Origin of the sequence: Bacillus sp. JJ1609 (assembly GCF_036967045.1) — a bacterium.
In the GTDB taxonomy this organism is placed as follows: Bacteria; Bacillota; Bacilli; order Bacillales; family Cytobacillaceae; genus Mesobacillus.
Genome location: NZ_JBALSS010000019.1, coordinates 48,553 through 66,932, shown reverse-complemented (window position 1 = coordinate 66,932; position 18,380 = coordinate 48,553). Strand labels below are relative to the sequence as shown.

The following is an 18,380-nucleotide window of genomic DNA, read 5'->3' as shown; positions in this document are numbered from 1 at the left end:
CATAAAGAAAAACTCGCCAATTCAGAAACGAGTTTTTCTTTTTTTATTTACCAAACAAGTTACATAAAATATCCGATATCGGATATTTTAATAAAGAATTTTTTTATTGGAGGATGAACATGATTAGTTACTTTCCTAACTTATATCCAGATGAAATTTTGTATAGTGCTTGTGCGAGATATAAGAAAAAAACAAATTTAAAAGCTAAAAAGACATCAATGGAAATATTATTTGGAAACAGAAATCTTACAGCATCAATAGATTTTCCCAGTAATATTAAAAAATTATTAAAGCAAATACCAAGTGATATTGTTACTTATGATTATTTATTACAAAAACATACCTTGTTTCCTTTTTATAAGCCATTCTTACCGGTTGAGAGAGTAGAAAAGGTCTGTGAATTAATGCTCGATAATTCATGTAGTCATAATGTTCATGGAACAATTGGTTTAATGTCTTACGGAATTTCGGCACCCAGAAACCTTCGTTTTTGTGAGGACTGTATTGTAGATGATAAATTGATTTATGGAGAAATGTATTGGCACAGAGAGCATCAATTACCTGGAATAATTTATTGCTATAAACATCAAAAATTGTTGTTAGAATCAACAATTAATTATTCAGGTAAAGGTAGAAAACATACTTTAATAACATTGGAAGAAGTCATCAAAGAATATAAATATTTTAAATCAAATAGTACTACTAATATCCCAAATAAGTTCATGTTAGAAATAACAAATTTGGCATCTGAATTATTGAGGAAAGAGATCCCTTCAATAGGGCCGCAAGCAATTAGAAGTGTTTATAAGGTCCTTCTTTCAAAAAAGGGTTATCTAACTCGAAAAGGTAATATACGCTTTAAGGATTTAATCACCGATTTTAATAATTTATTTGGTAGTGACCTTTTGTCGTTACTTGAGAGTTATATTCAAAAAGAAACAGATACTTGGTTACACAAATTGTTAAGAAAACCAAGGGTAACGTGCCATCCAATTCGGCATATATTATTAATATTATTTTTAGATTCTGATATGAACCTTCTATTAGATAATAAAAAGGAGTTATACCCGTTTGGAGAAGGCCCCTGGTTCTGTCTGAACCCAGCTGCGGATCATTTTCAAAAACCAATTATAAGTGATTATAAATTACATTACTGTAGTCAAACTAACCTTCCTATCGGTATTTTCAGTTGTAGCTGTGGATTTACTTACTCAAGGAAAGGGCCGGATCAAACAAGGGAAGATAAGTTTAAAAAAGATAGGGTCCATTGTTTCGGGGAAGCTTGGATAGATAGGTGTAAAAAAATTTATAAAAACCCTGAATTGTCTTTAAGAGAAAAGGCTAGAAGGTTAGGGGTTGATTCTAAGACAATGATAAGATATTCAACCTATAAAGTTTTAGATTTAACTGCTATTAAAACGCCAACACCAATTGAATTAGAAAAAAGAATAGAAAGTCTATTAAGTAGTATTAGTAATCATAAATTTCCCACACGTACTATTATACGTCGAGAGAATCCAAAAGATTTTATATGGCATTATCGAAACAATAGAGAGTGGTTATATTCCATTTTGCCCTGTGATTCAAAAAAATCAAGAAAAAACCAAAGGGTCAATTGGTTATCAATTGATGGCAAAATATTAGGACCAGTAAGAAGTGCAATTGATAATATATTCAAATATACAGGGAAGCCAATTAGGGTAACGAGAGCAGAAATCAGCAGAAGGTTAGAGAATCCCAACTTACTTGAGTATTCACTAAAGAAGTTACCAAGAACTCAAGAAGTGATAAACAGCTTTGTAGAGTCAACAGAAGAGTATCAAATCAGAAGAATCAATTGGGTTTTTGAAAATTGGAATGAGGAAATTGAACTCTCTAAGTGGCGATTTAAGAGAGAGGCAGGGATTAAAAAGGAAACGGAGTTTATAAAAAAGTATATAAAAATCTTGTTAAGTTAAGTTTGCCTTATAAAAAAAAGGGTATGTCGAGAATATTCAAAAGAATCTTAATTTGGAGGGGCAAGATGCCGAAACGAAAAAGAGGGATGACCGAAAAAAAATATCATAAATGGATAAGAGAGGGCAGAGGTCAAGGTGAAGGTAAAGAATATAGACCATGGCTTACAATACATGACGTCCCTTCAAATGGTGTAGTTTCTAGAGAAAAAAGTTGGACAGTTGGAAGGATACATCATTTATTGTCTAGATTGGAGTTACATTATTTCTACGTTTTAGACTGGGCAGATTCCGTAGTAGATATTAGAGAACAATACCCCCTATTACCTTTGGAGCGAACGATAGAAATTGCTGAAGAATTAGGAGTATCACACCCCAGGGATCCGGAAACCAAAGAATATACACCAATTACAACAGATTTCTTTTTGAAATTAAAAAAAGATATTGATGAATCTTTTTGTGCAAGGACTGTCAAGCCCTCTAGTAAACTTACTAGGAGAACGGTTGAAAAGTTTGCCATTGAAAAGAAATTTTATGATGAACAAGGTATTGATTGGAAGGTGGTTACAGATAAAGACCTTCCAAAAGGATTAGTACATAATATTGAATGGATTCATAATGCGGTATACCTTGATTTTGCTCCGAATGATTTAGACATAACTTTTATAGATGCACTCGCAGAATCATTGTTTACTGAACTTATCATTACGGATAAACCACTTGCAAGAATTACAAATGAATTTGATAAGAAGGTTGGTATGAGTATTGGTTGTGGGATGTTTATAGTGCAGCATATGCTTGCAACAAAACAATGGAAAACGGATATGTTTACTAAGATAAATCCATCTAAACCAATTCAATTTGAGATGAATAAGGCACTGGTTTAGCTATTTAAGAGGTGAATGTATGGATCAACTATTTGAAAATACTTTGATTGAGTTTAAAGATGATAGTGGGAAATGTGTGTCTATCGAAAGAGTCTTATGGATTGCTAAAAATACTAATGAGTGTGTAACTATCAACATTATGGAGGAGAAACCCAAACCAAAATGGCAGCCATGCGAATTTATCGTCGAAGCTATATCTAACTGTAGTGCAAGAATTCTAAATTATGATCCATATTTAATGGAAAAACGTGTGAAGGAACCAAAGGAGAAGGACAAAAAATTAAGAGATGAAGCTTGGAAAAGAATAAAAGAAATAGTGGATCTCGAGCCAAATATCTACTTAGATAAAGAAAGAAAAGAGATGATAGGTGAACTTATTAAAAACAAGGGATACTATTCAAAAACGATAAATAACGACTTGAGAAGGTATTGGAAAAGCGGCAAAACGATAAATGGATTGCTCCCTCACTTTTCGAAATGTGGTGCTCCTGGAAAGGATAGGGAGTCTAAAACTGGGAAAAAAAGAGGCAGAAAACGAAAAATAGCACAAGTTCTGAAAATGGAATTAGGTGTCAATATTGATGAAGAAATGAAACGGATTTTTAGGCTAGCAATAAAACTCCATTATAGTGATACTAGAAAAAACCCTCTTAAATACGCCTATGACAAAATGATCGAACAGTTTTTCAATATTGGCTATGAGGAAAAAGCTGGAGAGTGGATACCAGTTATCCCTCCTGAAGAGGAATTACCTACACTAGATCAATTCAAATACTATTTTTATAAGGAAAGAAACTTAAAGGATATCCTTATAAAAAGGGAAGGGGAAAGAAACTTTAACTTAACAAAAAGGGCAGCTGTAGGTAATGCAGGTTTGCGTGCATCGGGTCCTGGAGCTGTCTATGAAATTGACGCAACAGTGGGGGACTTCCAATTAGTACATTCCATTAATCGGAAACCAATAGGAAAACCAATAATTTATTATGTAAAAGACGTGTTCAGTAGAATGATTTCTGGCTTATATATTGGAACTGAAAATGCAAGCTGGGTAGGAGGAATGCTAGCTTTTGAAAATGCAAGCACTGACAAAGTTGAGTTTTGTAAAAGGTTTGGGATAAAGATTACTCCAGATGAGTGGCCTTGTATGCATCTGCCGAAAAGCTTTACTGCTGATAGAGGAGAATTTGAAAGTTACAATGCTGACAGGTTAAAGGATATGCTAGGGGTTAGACCAGACAACACCCCTCCATACAGAGGTGATTTTAAGCCTTTTATAGAACAGCATTTTAGAATTATGAATAATAAAAGTAAGCCGATAATCCCTGGAGCTGTAAAAAAATCAGTTAAAGAACGAGGAGAAAAGGATTCCCGATTAAATGCAGTACTCACAATTAAAGAGTTCACTAAAATAATGATTTTGCTTGTTTTAGATTATAACAATTCTATAGTTGATAATTATCCATTGGATAGAGACATGTTAGAGCAAAATTTGGTTCCAACTCCTTTAAACTTGTGGAATTGGGGAATGCAAAATCGATTTGTTGGAATCCATATTAAGACAAAAGAACAAATTAGACTTGCTTTAATGCCAAGAGGAACTGCTACTGTTACACATGATAATGGTATCTTCTTTAATAAAAAGAAAATTGGTTATACCTCTGCTGAAGTTGAAGATGCCGGTTGGTTTGTTAAGGCTAGACAAAAGAGATGGAAGGTTCCAATATCATATGATCCGCGGAACATGGAGTATATTTATATATTAAAGGAAGAAACATTTGAATATATTGCATGCAAAATATTGCCTCAATATAGTGCTTATTCAAATTTATATGATGAAGAAGTAGAATTAACCCATTTAACTGTTGAGGCTAATAACTTTATTGCAAAAACAGAAATCAATAATATTAAAGCTGCATTAAACGTAGAGATACACAAGACAGTGAAGGAGGGAATTGAAAAGACAGAGGTTATAAGAGGAGATACATATTCCGATAGAGAGTTGCTAAAAGGAGTAAAGGAAAATAAAAAGGACGAAAAAGAGAGAGAAAGGTCAGAATCAAGTTGGGTTCTTGGGGATACAGAAAAAGGTGCTATTTATGCTTCTAATGAAAAGAGTTTAGAGGATGATAAAGTATCATCTTCTAATGCTCAGGATCTTGAAAATGAAGATTTGTTTAATTTATTTAATTCTTACCTGAGCAGGAGGAACATAAATAATGCCCAAAAATGAGCCTTCTATAAACAGACCAATATTAATGGGTATTCAATGCCAGGCTGAATACAAAGAACAATTGATTCCGGATTATAAGGGAAATCCATTAATTGAGACTCTCCCAGATATCCTGGAGGTCCAAGATATAATAAAAGCCTTTGCGCAATATCCTTCGTTTGATGAAAACCAAAGGTTTTGGCCCGATAATATGCGGATGCATGCTATATATCAACTAAATAACCTAATACAACCTTTACCAGTTCATTTAGACATATTCAATCGGTTCTCAGTAATGATTAGAGATGGGTACAAGGGTAGAAATCCCAAAGATATTAACTACAAAATGAATTTTAATAAAGGATTTAAAGAGATATTCTCATCCGGGAAGGAAATAGAAGAAGGTTTTAAATTAAAATCATCCGCTTCCGGATTTGCGATTATCGGTCCTAGTGGAATTGGGAAATCTACTTCGATTGAAAAGACTTTACTACTTTATCCCCAAGTTATAAAACATAGACACATTGAAGGGTTTGGATATTTAAAACAAGTTGTTTGGTTAAAATTAGATTGTCCTACTGACGGTTCTCTTAAAAGTCTTTGTATAGACTTTTTTCATTCACTGGACAAAATATTGGGAACAGATTATGAGAAAACAATGGTAAATAGCAGATCCACTGTAGACTCGTTGATGCCTGACATGGCTCATATTGCTTCGTTACATGGTTTAGGTGTTTTGGTTATTGATGAAATACAAAATCTAAGCTTAGCCAAAAGCGGAGGGGAAAAAAAGGCATTAAATTTCTTTACCAGACTAGTTAATATAATTGGATTACCAGTCGTAATGGTGGGAACTTTTGAAGCTCTTTATTTATTCGAAAATAAATTTGCGCAGGCTAGAAGAGCTTGTGGAATGGGTGATATGATTCTGGATCGAATTATAAACCAAAAAGAATGGGATTTAATACTTAATTCAATTTGGGATTATCAATGGTTAAAAAAATATACACCCATCACTGATAAGCTAAAAGATAAATTATATGAGGAGTCTCAAGGAATAATTGATATTGCGATAAAACTATTTATGCATACTCAATGGAAGGCAATTGCTTCTAAAGAGGATGAAATCTCGGAAAGATTAATATCTAAGGCTGCGGAAGAGAATTTGAAGCTAATTAGGCCTTATATAAATGCCATAAAAACAGGTAATACAGAAAAAATGAAAAAGTTTAAAGATTTAAAGGCTGAGTGGCTATCCCTTAATGACTATATTTTAAGTTCTGATGAACAAGTTCAACTGTTTGGAGAAGCAGCTCGTGAACATAAAAGAGCAAATGATAAAAAAACAAATGAAAGTATCTTAAATGAGATGATAAAAACAGGGTTGGACATGGGGCTTGAGCCTAACCAGAATATAGAGTTGGCTAAGGAGATTTCAAATAATAGTGACATTGAGCCATCCCAAAAGAAAAGAGTTCATTTGATGAAAGTCGCTCAATTAATAAAATCGTCAGAGAATGGTAATGGCAGTAAAAACCTGCCTGAAAAGCCTGCTGCAAAAAAGAAGATTAATGGAAGCATGGTGGGTGATAAATCAGATTTGATTTATGCATTTCGTAAAGGGTTGGAAAAAAACATTGCAGGAGTAGATTCGTTAAAAGAGGGTGGCTTCATTGCAAGCTTCAGTGAATTTATATGAACAGAAAAAAAACCTAAATGAGCTTGCTTATTTTCCGGAACCGTATCCTGATGAGGATTATCGTAACTTAGTGATACGCTATTGTCATAAGACAAATACTTCCTTAGTTAAGAGCATGGATAAATTATTTAATGTGAATACCAACAGTCCCGGTTACTTTCCCTATAATTTAGGATATCTTGCGCGCAAGCTTCCATATTATGAAGGCGAATTTATAGACAGTTTCATTGGAAACAATACTTTTTTTCCGGTCTATTCACTTTTTTTACCCTCAAATCTTTCGAAACAAATAATGTGCGACTTTAATAAAGTTGCTACAAATAAAGAATTGGCAATATTAAAGTTACGCCACAATATACGTAAAGAATTTAAGTTCTGTTCTAGGTGTATTAAGGAGGACTATGAGCAAGGGAAAGAGCCTTATGCTCATAGAATTCATCAATTTAGCAATTTAGATATTTGTTTATTCCATCAGATTAAACTTATAGATAAATGTATAATATGTAATGAGTATTTATATGAAGAGAATAATAAGAATCCTCGTATTTCGGTTTTAAAATGTAAAAGCGGGCATTTCATAGATAGTGGAGAAGATGTATCCGAAGACCCCTACAATGCAAAGCTTATTATTTTAGATGGATTACAATTTTTATTTGAAAATTATTCGAAATTAAAATCATTTCCACTTTATGATTATTATCAGGTCTATTTGGTAAAAAAAGGTTACATGGATTTTTCAGGAAGATTAAACAACAAAGCCTTTTTTAAAGACTTTCTGGACTTCTATACAGAAGATTGCTTTTTACAACTAGACTTTAACGTAAAGCAACTCAAAAATAGACTTGCGTTAAGAATTTTTACCAAAGATAAATACTCTTATGATCCAATTCTTCACATCCTAGCAATTATTTTTTTAGCTGGTTCACTGGAACACTTTTTTAATCAACCCCTTCCAAAACTGCATAGTAAAATTCCTTTTGGTAACGGTCCCTGGATTTGTTTAAATATAACTTGTAAATATTATAAAGAGAAAGTAGTAAAAAAATGTAATAAACAAATAATAAGAAAAGACAACCTTTATGGTAAATTTCTCTGTTTACATTGTGGATTTCACTATCAACTAAAATATGATGACAATGTTACTATTAATGAATATAAATTATGGATTATTGATTACGGGAATGTTTGGAAAAAGAGATTAATAGAATTATATAAGCGTGGGCTCAATCAAGGGAGAATTGCTAGAGAACTTAATGTGGATAAAAGTACAGTTAAAAAGTATATACAAAAAATTAAAACTGAAAAACCAGAAGACCCCAATCATTATTCAAAGGACCTTGATATAAATGAAAAAGCATCTTTAGCGAATGGGAATTTAAGTAAGGAAGAATATCAAAATTTAAAATCAGTAATCGAAGAGTTGAGTAAAGATAAAACACTTACAAGAACAAAAATACGTGAACTGGTTGGACCCAAAAAATATAGTTTAGTCATGAGAAAAGATCCAGAGTGGATGAATGAGGTTTTGCCTGATAAAACATCCCCTTTCACGAAGAAGGATTGGAAAAGTATAGATTTAAACCTAGCTGAAGTAATAGAAAGAGAAGCTATAGAACTTCACAAAAGTAACCCAACTAGAAGGATTACCAAATACTTAATATTAGGAAGGTTAATTCAATCTGATAAAAAAAGAATAATACACCATCCTGATAAATTGTCGAAGTGTATAAAGATTATAGATAATTACGTAGAAAGTAAAGAAGCATATCAGATAAGGATTATTCCACATACATTAAGATATATGAAGACAACAGGGTATAACACAGACCCGGAAAGGATATTTCGTTATCATAAATTCGATGGTTGCTCTGATAAAGTTAAGCAAGAAATTATTAATTATATCAATAACTGTACTTGAGAAAGTAAATATGCGATATAGGAAAGAATGACCCATTTGGGTCATTTTTTTACATCAATTATTTAATTTATCGAATTACCAACTATATTTTTCTGCTCCAAAGTAACAGTGGAAACTGGATTACCGACTTTAATTAATTTAAGTTTTAAAAACTTGTTTCAAAAGCGTTATTGATTAGAGAAATAAATTACCAACTTAATTTTATACAATCATCAGATCTAATCTGAAGAGGTTTTTGTTTTCTAATTCCTTTAGAAGGAAAGTATCTATTAAAAGGGTATAAGAGATGGGTCCAAAATGCCCTAAATAAGACCGTCTCTTAAAATAGATGCTTGTTTGTCTCATTCCTCTACTGTAAAATTCAGGTGAAGGAAAATACTAGAAGAAGGTCAGTGTATGATACATCCATACTTTATATCAGGCTTCGGCACAGGAATTGTAGTTGGAATTATTGTTATTGCTTTGTTCTTTTACAGTTGGAAAAAAAGAGAAAAAAGCTTGAAGGAAAAGCATGATAATTTTATCCATGTTGTTGAGAATACAAAGGATTTTATTTATTATTATCAGTTTTCTCCTAAAAGGGGATATCAGTATCTCAGCCCATCTGCTGAGCATTTTTTCGGAGAAGGTTCTATTGAGCGTGCATTTAAAGATCCTGATGTACCCTTTAATGATGTACATCCTGATGATTATGAAATTCTGATCAAAAAAATCAATGGTGAGCTCGATTTTAACAAGGGGATTGTCCAGCGATGGTTAGATAAAAATGGGGAATACAGATGGTTTGAGGAATATGCAACGCCAATCTATCAAAATGGGAAGTTGGTTGCTCTTCAAGGTGTACTGAGAAATATTGATGATAAGGTAAAACTCCAACAGGAATTAGAATATCAACTTAATCATGATTCATTGACTGGTATTTACAATCGGGCTTATTTCGAATCACGCTTTTTAAAATATAACGAGAAAATGGACACATCCATTGCAATTATATTATGTGATTTGGATGATCTTAAAAACATCAACGACAGCTTTGGACATAAAAATGGAGATGAGTTAATTAAAGAGGCGGCAGGATTGCTGAATCAATTTTCCGACGATGGAATGACTGTAGCGAGGCTGGGGGGAGATGAATTCGTACTCCTTATACCTGGCATCACAGAAGAAGAGATAACTCAATTCGTTAGTAACCTCGTAAGAAGAATAGAGGATTATAATGAAAATGAAGCTGCAATGACGATAAAGCTGTCAATAGGCTATGCCTTTTCGTTAACATCACTCGGATTGATGACAGATTTGTTTTCTCAAGCTGATCGAAATATGTACAGGGACAAAAATAAAAGAAAGCAGCTAGCCTGATGGACGATTGTCGACCAAGCTAAAAATTGCAACTTGATTATCTCAGCTCTGAAAGAAAGGAGCAGTGTGACTTTTAAAATCACACTGCTCTTTTTATTACTCGTCCGCTTCCTCACCCTGTCTGCTCTTCTGTGTAGGGAGAGTATCCCAGAAGCTTGTGTCCGCTGTTTCAATTGAATCATCGGCGATGGCTCTTACCGTTGCATCGAGAGTGGCGATGGTCTGTTTGATCAGATAGCCATTGCTCTTCTGGCCTAATGCATAGGATTCGATATAATGGTCGGACATGCCGCGCATTTCGAATAGAAGTGTTGAGATGTCATAACGGACGGCTGCTCCGTTACGGCCAATATTTTCACCACTGCCGCCATTGTATTTGCCAATATGTCCCCAGCCAGTCTCTTCGAGTGCATTATAGACTACTGCACCAAGCTTTTTAGAGCGCTCAAGTACTTCCGGTTTAACATTCTCGTTAGTTGGATGCAGGATTGAGCCGGAAACGAGTTCACCTTCCGTCTCGCTGAGTGTTCCCTGGTGGTGAAGGTCGATCATATAATCGATATTATATTTAGCAAAGACATTTTCGTGAAGGGACCTTACTTCAGGCTCCATTTCACTGGTTGCTTTATCATGCTCACGGTTAAGGTCAACCTTGTTTGCGTTATAGCGAGTCAGATGGCGGTCTCCATCGGCATGGTAGTCTTCAAGTGAGAAGTCAACATCGCCCATCGCGCCATCCGCGTTCAGCATTGGGATGACCAGGATGTTCACATTCTCCAAAACCCCGCTGGTCTTCGAAGTGCCTAAATGCTTAATGAATTCCATTGCACCTTCTGTAGTCAGCTGCTCATTCCCGTGCTGCTGGGTTAAAAATAAAATCGTTGGATTCTCGGGATTTGAAATGTACTTCGCCATATAAATATCGCGGCCCTTCACCGTCTGCCCGATCACCTCAAGCTCCATCGACTCTTGTTTGACATCCTGTGTTTTAAGGAAATCTACTAAACTTTCATATGTATGCAGGATTGAAGTTTGGACGGCTCCATTTCCGGCACCAGGGCCATTGCCAACCGCACCGGCTGGCAGAGAAACTGTGGTAATGGCACCAAGAGCAACCAAGCTGGATAAAGAAACGGATAATACTTTTTTCTTCAAATTCATTTTCATTCCTCCATTAAAGTAGATTCGATAACCACTCCTAATTTTACAGAAAATTATAAAAACGATTAATAGAGTAAGATGCCTATTGTTTTGACAAATTTCGTGCAGCGAAATAAGTTCAAATGAAGGAGTTTCATCCATGCTGGAAGAGGGTTTATTCTCATAAATTGGGAAGAAAGTAGTAATTGTTTAATGGAATCGTTTAAAATCAATTTTTTAAACTGTGGTTAACCTTAGCTAGAATCCCAAATTTAAAAGATAAAACTCATAAGACTAAAAATTCTATGGTAAAAAAATAATTTTGTACTAGACGAATGAGGCTAGTATACTATACAATTTATCTGAATATTAGTTTTATTGGGAAAAGTTCGATATTTAGGTTTCCGAAAAATTAAACTGGGGGGTAAATGAAATGAGAAAAAGAAAATTGGCAGGAATTTTTCTTTCGTTTTCGTTAATAGCCGGAACAATGGCCGGCTGCGGCGGAGCAAAGAGTAGCGGGGGAGCTGGCGACACGATTAAAGTCGGAGCCAACATTGAACTCTCAGGTGGGGTAGCTTCATATGGACAATCTATTTCAGAAGGACTTGAACTCGCTTTAGAAGAAATCAACAAAAAAGGAATTGACGGCAAAAAAATTGAGCTTGTAAAAGTAGATAATAAATCAGATGCGGCTGAAGCAACAAATGGCGCAATTAAGCTTGTTAACCAGGATAAGGTTGTTGCCATCATAGGTGCGGCAACTTCTACAAATACTCTTGCTCAGGTACAAGTTGCCCAGGATAACAAGGTTCCGCTAATTACTCCAACTGGAACAAATCCAGATATTACGAATAAAGGCGGCAAGCTAAATGATTATGTTTTCAGGACTTGTTTTATTGATCCTTTCCAAGGGACAGTAGCTGCAAATTTCGCAGAAAAAGACTTGGGATCTAAGAAAGCTGCTGTATTCATTGACAGTGCAAGTGATTACTCAAAGGGACTTGCAGCTTCATTTAAGAAAGCATATAAGGGAGAAATCGTTGCTGAGGAAGCTTATGTAGCTAAGGATACAGATTTCAGCGCTACTTTGACCCGTATTAAATCGGCAAATCCTGATTTCATCTTCCTGCCTGGCTATTATGAAGAAGTTGGCTTAATCATTAAACAGGCTCGTGAACTTGGAATCGATGTTCCTTTCATGGGTGGAGATGGCTGGGACTCTCCTAAGCTAGTGGAAATCGCTGGAGGAGATGCACTTAATAACACATACATTACAAATCACTATTCTGCTGGGGACAAAGCAGAGAATATCCAGAAGTTCGTAGAAGCATTCAAAGGCAAATACAATGGCAAGACTCCTGATGCCTTCGCAGCTCTTGGCTATGACACAGCTTACTACCTTGCGGATGCAATTAAGCGTGCAGGAAGCGCAGACCCTGCAAAGATCCAAAAAGCATTGGAAAAAACGAAGGATCTTCAATTAGTTTCCGGCAAGCTGACACTTGATAAAAAACACGACCCTGTTAAATCTGCTGCCATTCTTGTATATGAAGATGGCCAGCAAAATTTCAAAACAAACGTAGCTCCTGAATAAGTAGGAAGTGAAAAGGGGGGGCTGTCAATGTCCTCCTTTTCTTATATAAACTGTAAAATATTGTATTAAATATGCATTCAAGGGGAGTACATTATGGAACTTGTACAGCAATTGGTGAATGGAATTTCGTTGGGCAGCATCTATGCGTTGATTGCCCTCGGCTATACAATGGTTTATGGAATCGTAAAGTTAATCAATTTTGCCCATGGCGATGTTTTTATGGTGGGTGCATTTGTAGGCTTTTACTCTATTAAAATATTGGAATTATCATTTTTTCCAGCCCTTCTTTTATCAATGGCGGTTTGTGCTTTGTTCGGAATGCTCATCGAGCGCATTGCGTACAAGCCGCTGCGAAATGCAACCCGCATAGCAGCGCTGATCACAGCAATTGGAGTATCGCTGCTGATTGAGTATGGCGTCATCTATGCCCGCGGTGCACAGCCAGAAGCATATCCTGGAGATGTGCTCCCAAAAGAAACGATTGATATTTTTGGACTGTCCATATCCAGCCAATCACTATTTATCCTCGGGGTATCAGTAGCGCTAATGGTCATTCTTCAATTTATCGTACATAAGACTAAAATCGGAAAAGCGATGCGTGCCGTTTCTCATGATGCAGAGGCAGCAAAGCTGATGGGAATCAATGTTGACAATACAATCTCTGCCACATTTGCTATCGGATCTGCACTTGCAGGGGCTGCAGGAGTTATTTTTGGGACTTACTATATTAAAATCGAACCGCTGATGGGAATCATTCCTGGCCTGAAGGCTTTTGTCGCTGCAGTTCTTGGCGGAATCGGAATCATTCCTGGAGCTATGGTCGGCGGACTGCTGCTAGGTGTCATCGAGGCACTTGTCTCCGCATTTGGCTATTCATTATGGCGTGACGGCGTCGCCTTTATAGTCCTTATCCTTATTCTGATTTTCCTTCCGTCCGGCTTATTTGGGAAAAACATCAAAGAGAAAGTGTAAAGGGGGGACTGGCTATGAAATTATTCAATCAATCTAAAAGCTTCTGGCTCTCTATCCTGCTGTCTCTTGCAGCATTCGGAATTATACAAGCATTGATATATACTGGTGTCCTTAACGGTTTCTATGTAAACACCATAACTTTTATTGCAATCAACATTATCCTCGCTGTTAGCTTGCATCTTATCATAGGGATTACCGGGCAATTTTCAATAGGACATGCTGGTTTTTTAGCTGTCGGAGCTTACGCTTCTGCAATTATCACGATGAAACTGCAGCTTCCATTTGCTGCAGCAATCGTTATTGCAGGACTAGCGGCTGCCTTTACAGGGCTTCTTATAGGTATTCCGAGCTTGCGCCTGAAGGGTGATTACCTTGCAATTGCTACACTTGGTTTCGGAGAAATAGTCCGCATAGTCCTTCTTAATCTTGATTATGTTGGTGGAGCAAGCGGGATGCAAGTATCTCATTTAACAACATGGTCATGGTCATTTGCATGTATGCTGATCGCGATTATCGTCATTGTTAACTTTACTAATTCAACACATGGCAGGGCATGTATCTCCATCAGGGAAGATGAAACGGCCGCGGATGCAATGGGAATCAATACAACTCTCTACAAGGTTGTTGCATTTGCGATCGGCGCTTTCTTTGCAGGTGTAGCTGGGGCGCTTTATGCCCATAACTTTTACATTATCCAGCCATCCAATTTTGGATTCTTAAAATCATTTGATATCTTGATATTTGTTGTTCTTGGAGGACTTGGAAGCCTTTCTGGTTCGGTAATTGCTGCAATCCTGCTTACAATTGTTTCAACATTCCTGCAGGAGTATCCGGAGACACGGATGATCATTTACAGCCTTGTCCTTATCATAACAATGCTGTACAGGCCTCAAGGTTTAATGGGAACACGTGAAATTACTTCGCTGTTTAAAAAGCGAAAGGCAGCAGAAGGGGGAACACAAGATGGCTCAAAGCACACCGTTGCTTAAAGTAGATAATGCCGGGATCAGGTTCGGAGGACTGAGAGCAGTGGCAGATGTCAATGTTGAACTGTATCCCGGAGAACTCGTAGGCCTTATCGGCCCGAACGGCGCTGGTAAAACTACATTCTTCAACCTTCTGACAGGCGTTTATGTACCAACAGAGGGAAGCATCCTTCTGAACGGGGAAAAGCTTAATAAGCTTGCACCCTATAGAATAACAAGAAAAGGAATCAGCCGTACGTTTCAGAATATCCGCCTATTTGGCGAGCTATCTGTGATTGATAATGTAAAAGTGGCTTACCATTCACTTGCCAATCATTCTATCCTGAGCTCAGTCTTCCGCTTACCGCCGCACTTTTCAGGCGAAAGAGAGATGGATGAGAAAGCGGTAGATTTTCTGAAAATCTTTGGGCTTGACCGCTACAAGGATGAAAAGGCAAAAAACCTGCCTTACGGACAGCAGCGCCGTCTGGAGATTGCCCGGGCTCTCGCTGCGAATCCAAAACTGCTGCTGCTGGATGAACCGGCAGCAGGGATGAATCCTCAGGAAACGAAAGAACTCATGAACCTTATTGCGCTAATCCGTGAAAAATTTGATTTGACAGTTCTCCTGATTGAACACGATATGGGATTGGTTATGGGAGTATGCGAACGGATTTATGTATTGGATCATGGACAGTTGATTGCCAATGGTACTCCTGAGGAAATACGGAATAATCCTAAGGTTATCGAAGCGTACCTGGGCGAGGAGGTTTCATAATGCTGAAAGTAGAAGGAATCAATGTTTATTATGGAAATATACAAGCGTTGAAAGGTGTCTCCCTGGAAATTAATCAGGGGGAAATTGTAACTCTGATTGGAGCAAATGGTGCAGGGAAAAGCACACTGCTTAAAACGATTTCAGGACTTCTGAAGCCGAAGCAGGGGCAAATCATTTATGAAGGCCAATCGATTGCCGGCAAGGCAGCACAATCTATCGTGAAAATGGGAATATCTCATGTTCCGGAAGGCCGCCGTGTTTTTGCTAATATGACCGTTGAGGAAAACCTCGATTTAGGGGCATACCTACGAAAAGATAAGGCTGGCATCAAAGAGGATTTCGGAAAAGTGTTTGATCTTTTTCCAAGGCTCCTGGAACGCCGCAAACAATTAGCTGGCACTCTTTCAGGCGGTGAACAGCAAATGCTAGCCATGGGGCGCGCTCTGATGGCGCGCCCGAGGCTGCTTATACTGGATGAGCCGTCAATGGGCCTAGCGCCATTGCTCGTTAAAACTATTTTCCGGATCATCGAGGAAATCAATGCAAGCGGAACAACTGTCCTGCTTGTCGAGCAAAACGCCCATATGGCCCTGTCGATCGCAAACAGAGCCTATGTCATTGAAACCGGCCGCGTCGTACTATCTGGCACGGCAGATGAATTAAATTCAAGCGAACAAGTGAAAATGGCTTATCTTGGGGGCCATTGATGAATATACCGTTCCTATTCAGGGACGGTTTTTCTTATTTGCGTACAACAGCAATAGTTGATTGGCCACTGAATGATAATGGATTGTACATAAGAAAACCGGCCGCCAAATAGGAAGCCGGTTAACATTTTATTATAAGCTTTTTATAGACCAGTATTTGCTTTTACCAGGATCTCATCAAACTTCTTCGCATCAGCCTTTTTAGTGGATAGAACTGTTCCCACGTATGCACCAATAAAACCTAGCGGAATAGAAATGATTCCAGGGTTAGTCAAGCTGATCAGTGGCTTACCTACCAGGATAGCAGCGCCTGCCTCTGGTGACCATACATTAGGGCTGATCGCTACAAGGAAAAGCGAGCTTAAAAGCCCCACAAGCATTCCTGTGACCGCGCCAGCTGTATTGAAGCGTTTCCAAAAGATTGTAAAGATCAGTACTGGAAGATTAGCACTTGCTGCTACCGCAAAAGCGAGGGCAACTAGGAAGGCTACATTCAGCTTCTGGGCGAATAACGCAAGGATGATTGACAGGACAGCAACACCAACGGATGCGAGTTTTGCAGCAACCATTTGCTCTTTTTCAGTTGCTTTCCCTTTGCGCATGATATGACCGTAAAAGTCATGGGCAAAGGCAGATGCTGCGGAAAGGACTAGTCCGGCAACAACTGCAAGGATCGTAGCGAAGGCTACAGCCGAAACAAAGGCAAAAAGGAAGTCACCGCCAAGCGCTTTCGCAAGGAGAGGCGCGGCCATATTGCCAGCTGCATTAGCAGCAACGATATTATCGTATCCAACGAAAGCAGCTGCTCCAAAGCCAAGGAAAATCGTCATGACATAAAATGCACCGATGATCCATGTGGCATATACAACGGATTTGCGGGCAGTAACCGCATCTTTTACTGTAAAGAACCGGATTAGTATATGTGGCAAGCCTGCTGTACCCAGAATAAGTGCCAGATTAAGAGAAATGGTATCCAAAGGATTTTTGAACTTGTTGCCTGGGTTAAGGAATCCTTCACCAAGCGGTGTAGCCGTTTTCATTTCATGGAACATTTTAAGGACGCTAAAGTCAAACTTCGCAAATACCATAATCGAGATGATTAATGTACCAAACATCAGCAAAACTGCTTTTACAATTTGTACCCAGCTGGTTGCCGTCATTCCGCCAAAGACAACATAAACTGTCATTAGCGCGCCAACAATCAATACCGAGTAGATATAATCGAGCCCCAATAATAATTTAATAAGTGCGCCTGCACCGACAAGCTGTGCAATCATATAAAAAATAGAAATGGTAATCGTGTTTAAAGCAGCAACACCACGAACCTTTTTATCATCAAATCGGGCTGCAATCATATCTGCCATTGTGTACTTGCCCAAATTCCTGAGTGGCTCAGCGATAAGATACAGAACGACAAGGTAAGCAACAAGGAAACCAATACTATAAAAGAATCCATCAAATCCTGCCAGGGCAATCATCCCGGCTATGCCAAGGAATGACGCAGCAGACATATAATCGCCTGCGATTGCCAGACCATTTTGAAAACCAGTCAAACTGCTGTCAGCAGTATAAAAATCGCTTGTGGTCTTTGTCCGCTTAGAAGCGAAATAGGTAATGACGAGTGTGAGTCCAACGATTCCAAGGAATAACGAAAAAGCTAAATTGTTCAAGAATGATTCCTCCTGCCATATTTGCTCTTAATTTCTTCAACGATTTCATCGAATTTTGCAGCTCGCTTTGTATAAATGATGCAAAGTGACCAGGTCATGATGAATTGGGCCGCAGCAAAAACCCATGCCCAGCTGATCGAACCAACAGCAGGGTTATTTAAAACTGTTGTGTATGCAGTTAATATTGGCAAGGTAAAGTAAAACGCTAAAAAGAATAAAGAAAATGGCAGCAGGAAGTTTCGTTTTTCTTTAAGAAGCTTCTGGAAAGATGAGGACTGAACAATTGCTGTATAATCAATGGAGTTTTCAGATTGGTTCTTTTGTTTTTTAATGGTTGATGCATTGGCCATTAAGTATTCCCTCCTAAATTTAATGAGTCTCTTTTCGTAGACTTTGTGGCGTATCAGCCGGGAAATTTAATTCATTTAGGGACTTTGCCGAGAGCAATAAGGAATTGAGTAGAAAACAAGCTAACTTCCAGGACGAAAAAAAATAATACATAAAGCAGCCTTTAATGATAAAAC

General features: G+C 37.5%; 14 protein-coding genes. 11 read left to right on the top strand and 3 right to left on the bottom strand.

All coding sequences use genetic code 11. The features are described from left to right. Window positions 1–119 precede the first annotated feature (119 nt). The 6 genes from V7654_RS15145 (at window position 120) to V7654_RS15120 (ending at window position 10,027) form a co-directional block, all read left to right on the top strand. Window positions 120–1,958, top strand: a complete 1,839-nt coding sequence (locus V7654_RS15145) for a TnsD family Tn7-like transposition protein (protein ID WP_335431357.1) — start codon at window positions 120–122, stop codon at window positions 1,956–1,958. A 65-nt stretch (window positions 1,959–2,023) separates the two neighbouring features. Beyond that, complete coding sequence (locus tag V7654_RS15140) at window positions 2,024–2,842, top strand: TnsA endonuclease N-terminal domain-containing protein (RefSeq protein ID WP_335431356.1); 819 nt, start codon at window positions 2,024–2,026, stop codon at window positions 2,840–2,842. 19 nt (window positions 2,843–2,861) lie between these two features. Next, on the top strand, window positions 2,862–5,072 hold the full coding sequence (locus V7654_RS15135; RefSeq protein WP_335431354.1) for a Mu transposase C-terminal domain-containing protein: 2,211 nt from the start codon (window positions 2,862–2,864) through the stop codon (window positions 5,070–5,072). Beyond that, window positions 5,059–6,750, top strand: a complete 1,692-nt coding sequence (locus V7654_RS15130; RefSeq protein ID WP_335431352.1) for an ATP-binding protein — start codon at window positions 5,059–5,061, stop codon at window positions 6,748–6,750. Before V7654_RS15135 ends, V7654_RS15130 begins: the two co-directional genes overlap by 14 nt. After that, a complete protein-coding gene (locus tag V7654_RS15125; RefSeq protein WP_335431351.1) occupies window positions 6,716–8,668 on the top strand; it encodes a TnsD family Tn7-like transposition protein in 1,953 nt (650 codons plus the stop codon). The genes V7654_RS15130 and V7654_RS15125 overlap by 35 nt, the downstream gene beginning before the upstream one ends. A gap of 396 nt (window positions 8,669–9,064) precedes the next feature. Then, a complete protein-coding gene (locus V7654_RS15120; protein WP_335431350.1) occupies window positions 9,065–10,027 on the top strand; it encodes a sensor domain-containing diguanylate cyclase in 963 nt (320 codons plus the stop codon). Window positions 10,028–10,123: 96 nt separating this feature from the next. Here V7654_RS15120 and V7654_RS15115 read toward each other — a convergent pair whose 3' ends face one another. Beyond that, window positions 10,124–11,188 carry a M14 family zinc carboxypeptidase gene (locus V7654_RS15115; protein ID WP_335431349.1) on the bottom strand — a complete coding sequence of 355 codons (1,065 nt, stop codon included), beginning with the start codon at window positions 11,186–11,188 and terminating at the stop codon, window positions 10,124–10,126. A gap of 412 nt (window positions 11,189–11,600) precedes the next feature. On the opposite strand from V7654_RS15115, the gene V7654_RS15110 reads away from it, so the two are divergent. The 5 genes from V7654_RS15110 to V7654_RS15090 all read left to right on the top strand — a co-directional run bounded on the left by V7654_RS15110 (window position 11,601) and on the right by V7654_RS15090 (window position 16,186). Beyond that, window positions 11,601–12,764, top strand: coding sequence for an ABC transporter substrate-binding protein (locus tag V7654_RS15110; protein WP_335431347.1), 1,164 nt, complete (start codon window positions 11,601–11,603; stop codon window positions 12,762–12,764). 93 nt (window positions 12,765–12,857) lie between these two features. Continuing rightward, entirely contained in the window at window positions 12,858–13,736 is an 879-nt protein-coding gene (locus V7654_RS15105) for a branched-chain amino acid ABC transporter permease (protein WP_207502956.1), read from the top strand. A gap of 14 nt (window positions 13,737–13,750) precedes the next feature. Continuing rightward, window positions 13,751–14,725 carry a branched-chain amino acid ABC transporter permease gene (locus tag V7654_RS15100; RefSeq protein ID WP_335431345.1) on the top strand — a complete coding sequence of 325 codons (975 nt, stop codon included), beginning with the start codon at window positions 13,751–13,753 and terminating at the stop codon, window positions 14,723–14,725. Beyond that, entirely contained in the window at window positions 14,700–15,479 is a 780-nt protein-coding gene (locus V7654_RS15095) for an ABC transporter ATP-binding protein (RefSeq protein WP_207502960.1), read from the top strand. The genes V7654_RS15100 and V7654_RS15095 overlap by 26 nt, the downstream gene beginning before the upstream one ends. Beyond that, a complete protein-coding gene (locus V7654_RS15090; RefSeq protein WP_207502961.1) occupies window positions 15,479–16,186 on the top strand; it encodes an ABC transporter ATP-binding protein in 708 nt (235 codons plus the stop codon). The genes V7654_RS15095 and V7654_RS15090 overlap by 1 nt, the downstream gene beginning before the upstream one ends. Window positions 16,187–16,329: 143 nt before the next feature. Here V7654_RS15090 and V7654_RS15085 read toward each other — a convergent pair whose 3' ends face one another. Continuing rightward, window positions 16,330–17,856 (bottom strand): solute symporter family protein, encoded by a 1,527-nt coding sequence (locus V7654_RS15085; RefSeq protein ID WP_335431342.1) that lies wholly within the window; start codon window positions 17,854–17,856, stop codon window positions 16,330–16,332. Beyond that, window positions 17,853–18,206: a DUF485 domain-containing protein gene (locus V7654_RS15080; RefSeq protein WP_207502965.1), complete on the bottom strand. Its 354-nt coding sequence runs from the start codon at window positions 18,204–18,206 to the stop codon at window positions 17,853–17,855. Before V7654_RS15080 ends, V7654_RS15085 begins: the two co-directional genes overlap by 4 nt. Window positions 18,207–18,380: the final 174 nt, after the last annotated feature.